The sequence below is a fragment of the Streptomyces rimosus subsp. rimosus genome, from assembly GCF_000720725.1.
Classification (GTDB): domain Bacteria; phylum Actinomycetota; class Actinomycetes; order Streptomycetales; family Streptomycetaceae; genus Streptomyces; species Streptomyces rimosus_A.
The window spans coordinates 1-4,174 of record NZ_JOCQ01000200.1 but is presented as its reverse complement, the minus strand read 5'-3'; the positions used below and the strand labels follow the sequence as shown (position 1 = coordinate 4,174).

Genomic DNA, 4,174 nt, shown 5'->3' with positions numbered 1-4,174 from the left:
CGTGATCACTACTTTAACGGCTTTTCCCGGTGACTCATAATCGAGTCGGCGGACCGAATTCCGGCATGCCGAAATTCATCCCGTTCGGGAGTCGTGCAGTAGTGGTTGTGCCGCCGGTGCGGCGTGAGGGGCTACCGCAGAACCGTTACGGCTCCATGGCAACTCGAAGAACACTACGTACGGGAGCGGGCCATGTCAACCGCCCCGTGCGGTCCGCCGTACCCGCCGGAAGCGGGCCTCCGGCGTACCGGACCGCCTCAGTCCAGGTCGGTCCGCCGCCTCAGTCCAGGTCGGTCCGCCGCCTCAGTCCAGGTCGGTCAGCCGGCCGTCCGCGTCCGGCTGGGTGTCCTCGACGCGGCACAGCAGACGGGTCAGCATTTCACCGAGCTGGCCGCGTTCCTCCGGGGAGAGGTCCTGGAGCAGGTCCTCCTCGAAGACCGAGGCCATGCGCATCGCCTCGACCCACTTCTCGCGGCCTTCCTGGGTGAGCTCGACGATCACCCGTACCCGGTTGGCCTCGTCCCGCTCCCGGGTCACCAGCCCCTCGCTCGCCATGCGGTCGATGCGGTGGGTCATGGCGGCCGGCGTGAGGCCGAGGCGCTTGGCCAGTTCGCCGGGGCCCATCTGATAGGGCGCTCCCGCGACGACGAGGGCCTTGAGCACCTCCCACTCGGCGTTGCTGATGCTGAGGGCGGCGGTCTGACGTCCATAGGCGACGTTCATCCGGCGGTTGAGGCGCTGCAGTGCGGAGACGACCTGCTCCACCTGCGGATCCAGGTCCTGGAACTCTCGCTGGTAGGCCGCGATCTGTTGTTCGAGGCTCGGTTCCGCGGGGCCGGCCGCCGTATCTGAGGGCTCTGGCATGCCGGGAAGTATGACACGGACCTCATTGGCGTTGAAGTCCTTCGGCATGTACTCTTTAGCTTCGAACTTTAGTGTTGAAGTCTTCAGGGTGTGACTGTCCAGCCCCTCTCCGGCCCGACCAGTCCCCCTCGATCTGACCTAGGTAGGTGAGTGTGACCACCGCGATGGGCGCCGCGCTGCGCCGGATCCAGCTGGGCAACGCGCTGAGCGCGTTCGGCAACGGCTTCACGGTTCCGTATCTCTACGTCTATGTGGCGAAGGTGCGGGATCTTGGCGCGAGTACGGCCGGTGTCGTCCTCGCGATGCTCGCCGTCGCCGCGCTCGCCGTGCTGCCCTTGACCGGTCGGGCGATCGACCGGCGGGGTCCGCTGCCGGTGGCCGTCGTGGGTGCCGTCACCGCCGCCGTCGGGTCGCTCGGGCTGGGCCTGTCCACCACCGAGCCGCTGGTCATCGCCTCGGCGGTGGCGCTCGGCGCCGGTATCGCGGTGATCCAGCCGGCCCTGGCGACGATGATCGTGTGGTGCTCGACCACGGTCACCCGGTCGCGCGCGTTCGCCACCCAGTTCTTCCTGAACAACCTCGGTCTGGGCATCGGCGGCCTGATAGGCGGCCTGCTGGTCGATGAGTCGGCGCCCGGCAGCTTCGTCCGGCTGTTCGCGATCGAGGCCGTGATGTTCCTGGTCCTGGGCGCGGCCGTGGCCACCGTACGGCTGCCGCGCTCGCCGCGGGTGACGGACCCGGTGCCGAGCGAGGCACGGGCCAAGGGCGCCTGGGGCGCGCTGTTCGCCGACCGCCGGATGATGTGGCTGTGCCTGCTGGGCTTCGTGCTGTTCTTCGCCTGCTACGGGCAGTTCGAGTCGGGCCTCGCGGCGTACGCCACCGAGGTCACCCGGATCTCACCGTCCACGCTCGGCATCGCGCTGGCCGCCAACACGGCGGCGATCGTGGCGGCCCAGTTCGTCGTGCTGAAGCTGGTCGAGCGGCGGCGGCGCAGCCGGGTCATGGCCGTGGTCGGGCTGATCTGGACCGTGGCGTGGCTCGCGGCGGGACTGTCGGGCCTGGTGCACGGCGCCCATGCGGTCGCCACCACTCTGCTGATCTCGACCTACGCCCTGTTCGGTATAGGCGAGTCGATGCTGTCGCCGACGGTGGCCCCTCTGGTGGCGGACCTGGCCCCGGCCTCGATGGTGGGCCAGTACAACTCGGTCTTCGCCCTGGTCAAACAGCTGGCGCTGGCGGTCGGCCCGGCGGTGGGCGCCCTCATGGTGGGCCATGGGATGTCCGCCCCGTACATCGGGATGCTGGTGCTCTGCACCGTCGGCGTCACCGTCCTGGCCCTGCGGCTGGGCCGGCTGCTGAGCCCGGCGCAGGACAACCCGCACGTCCGGGCCTTCACACCGGAGGCTCCGGCCGCCGGTACGGATGCGGAGGTGGACGCCCACGCAGGCGCTGCCACGACCGACGTACCGGCGCCGCGACGCGAGTCCGTAACGGCGGTGGCGTAAGCCACGGAGAGTGCGCGAGGGCCGGCCCCGGACGGACCGGACCCCGCTGACCACGGAAGGGCCGGATCCTGCCGCTCCAGGCAGGGGCCGGCCCTTCCGCACACGCTCACTTTGCGTCCTTTCCGCACACGCTCCCTCGCGCCCTATTCCCCCGGCGCCTCTCCCGCCTCCCGCGGCAGCGCGAACTCGCACCACACGGCCTTGCCGCCCCCTGGCGTCCGCCGGGAACCCCACGCCGAGGCGATCGTCGCGATGATCGAGATGCCGCGGCCCGCCTCGTCCACGGGCTCGGCCCGGCGCCGCCGCGGCAGGTGGTCGTCGCCGTCGGTCACCTCGACGATCAGGCGGCGGTCCGTACGGCGCAGCCGCAGCCGCATCGGCGGGGTGCCGTGCTGGAGCGAGTTGGCGACGAGTTCGCTGGCGGCCAGGACGCCCAGGTCGTGCAGCTCCGGGGCGAAGCGCCAGGAGGCGAGCACCCCGGAGGCGAAGGCGCGGGCGCGGGGCGCCGCTTCCGTACCGCCGTGCAGTTCGAGGGCGGCGTTGTGGAACAGCTCGGCGTCGTGGCCCGTGCGGGCCGGGTGCTGGAGGACCAGGACGGCCACGTCGTCGTCGTGGTCCGTGGTGATGCCGAGCGCGCGCAGCAGGCGGTCGCAGACGATGTCCGGTGCCCCGGTCGCGCCCGCGAACGCCCGTTCCAGGGCCTCCACGCCGTGGTCGATGTCCTTGTCACGGCGCTCGACCAGACCGTCCGTATAGAGGACGGCGCTCGAACCGGGGCCCAGAGGGACGCTGCCGGAGGTGTGCAGCCAGCCGCCGGTGCCCAGCGGCGGGCCGGTCGGCTCGGCGGCGCGGTGGACCGTGCCCTCGGCGTCGCGCACCAGGATGGGGAGGTGGCCGGCGGAGGCGTACACCAGTCGGCCCTCGTTGGGGTCGTGGACCGCGTAGACGCAGGTGGCGATCTGGCTGGCGTCGATCTCGGCGGCCAGCCCGTCCAGCAGCTGAAGGACCTCGTGGGGCGGCAGGTCGAGGCGGGCGTAGGCGCGGACCGCCGTACGCAGCTGGCCCATGACCGCCGCGGCCCGCACGCCCCGCCCCATGACGTCGCCGATGACCAGGGCCGTACGCCCCGCGCCGAGGGTGATGACGTCGTACCAGTCGCCGCCGACCGCGGCGTCCGTGCCGCCGGGCTGGTACGTCGCGGCCACCCGCAGGTCGTCCGGCTGCTCCAACTCCTGGGGCAGCAGGGACCGCTGGAGCGTCACGGCCGCCGCGCGCTGGCGTGCCTCGGCGGCACGCAGCCGTTCCGTGGACTCCACCTGGTCGGTGACGTCCGCGCCGAAGACGAGCACGCCCTTGTGCGGCGCCACACAGGCGACCTCGGGGTCGGGCGCCGGGCCGCTGGCCGCGACCTCGATGGGCGTGCAGGTGAACGTGTAGTACCCGTCGCGGGACTGGTCGGCGCCCGCGCCGCCGGGCACCCGGCGGGCCTTGACCGTACGGGGACGGCCGCTGCGCAGCACCTGGTCCATCAGCGGCAGCAGGCCGAGCGCGTCCAGTTCGGGCAGGGCCTCGCGCGCGGTGGCGCCGGGCGGGCGGGTGCCGAAGACGGTGGCGTACGCGCCGTTGACGTACGCGATGCGGTGCTCGGGCCCGTACACGACCGCCACCAGGGCCGGGACCTTGCCGAGGATGTCGTGGACGGACAGCGCGTCCACGCTGGGGGCGCGGGCCGGGCCGGGCGCGCCGTCGTCGGCCGGGCCGGAGCCGGACCGTTCGGCGCGGGCGGCGGGGACGGCGCCGTGGAC

3 protein-coding genes are annotated in these 4,174 nt (G+C 72.3%); 1 reads left to right on the top strand and 2 read right to left on the bottom strand.

Annotation, left to right across the window (positions count from 1 at the left end; genetic code table 11):
- Window positions 1-303 precede the first annotated feature (303 nt).
- Window positions 304-864: a MarR family winged helix-turn-helix transcriptional regulator gene (locus IH45_RS0142255; RefSeq protein WP_030682357.1), complete on the bottom strand. Its 561-nt coding sequence runs from the start codon at window positions 862-864 to the stop codon at window positions 304-306.
- Window positions 865-1,016: 152 nt separating this feature from the next.
- Here IH45_RS0142255 and IH45_RS0142250 point away from each other — a divergent pair, with 152 nt between their 5' ends.
- On the top strand, window positions 1,017-2,369 hold the full coding sequence (locus tag IH45_RS0142250) for an MFS transporter (protein ID WP_030682354.1): 1,353 nt from the start codon (window positions 1,017-1,019) through the stop codon (window positions 2,367-2,369).
- A 143-nt stretch (window positions 2,370-2,512) separates the two neighbouring features.
- Here the strand turns inward: IH45_RS0142250 and IH45_RS0142245 are convergent.
- Window positions 2,513-4,174: SpoIIE family protein phosphatase (locus IH45_RS0142245; protein WP_030682351.1), on the bottom strand; the 1,662-nt coding region annotated here is incomplete at its 5' end.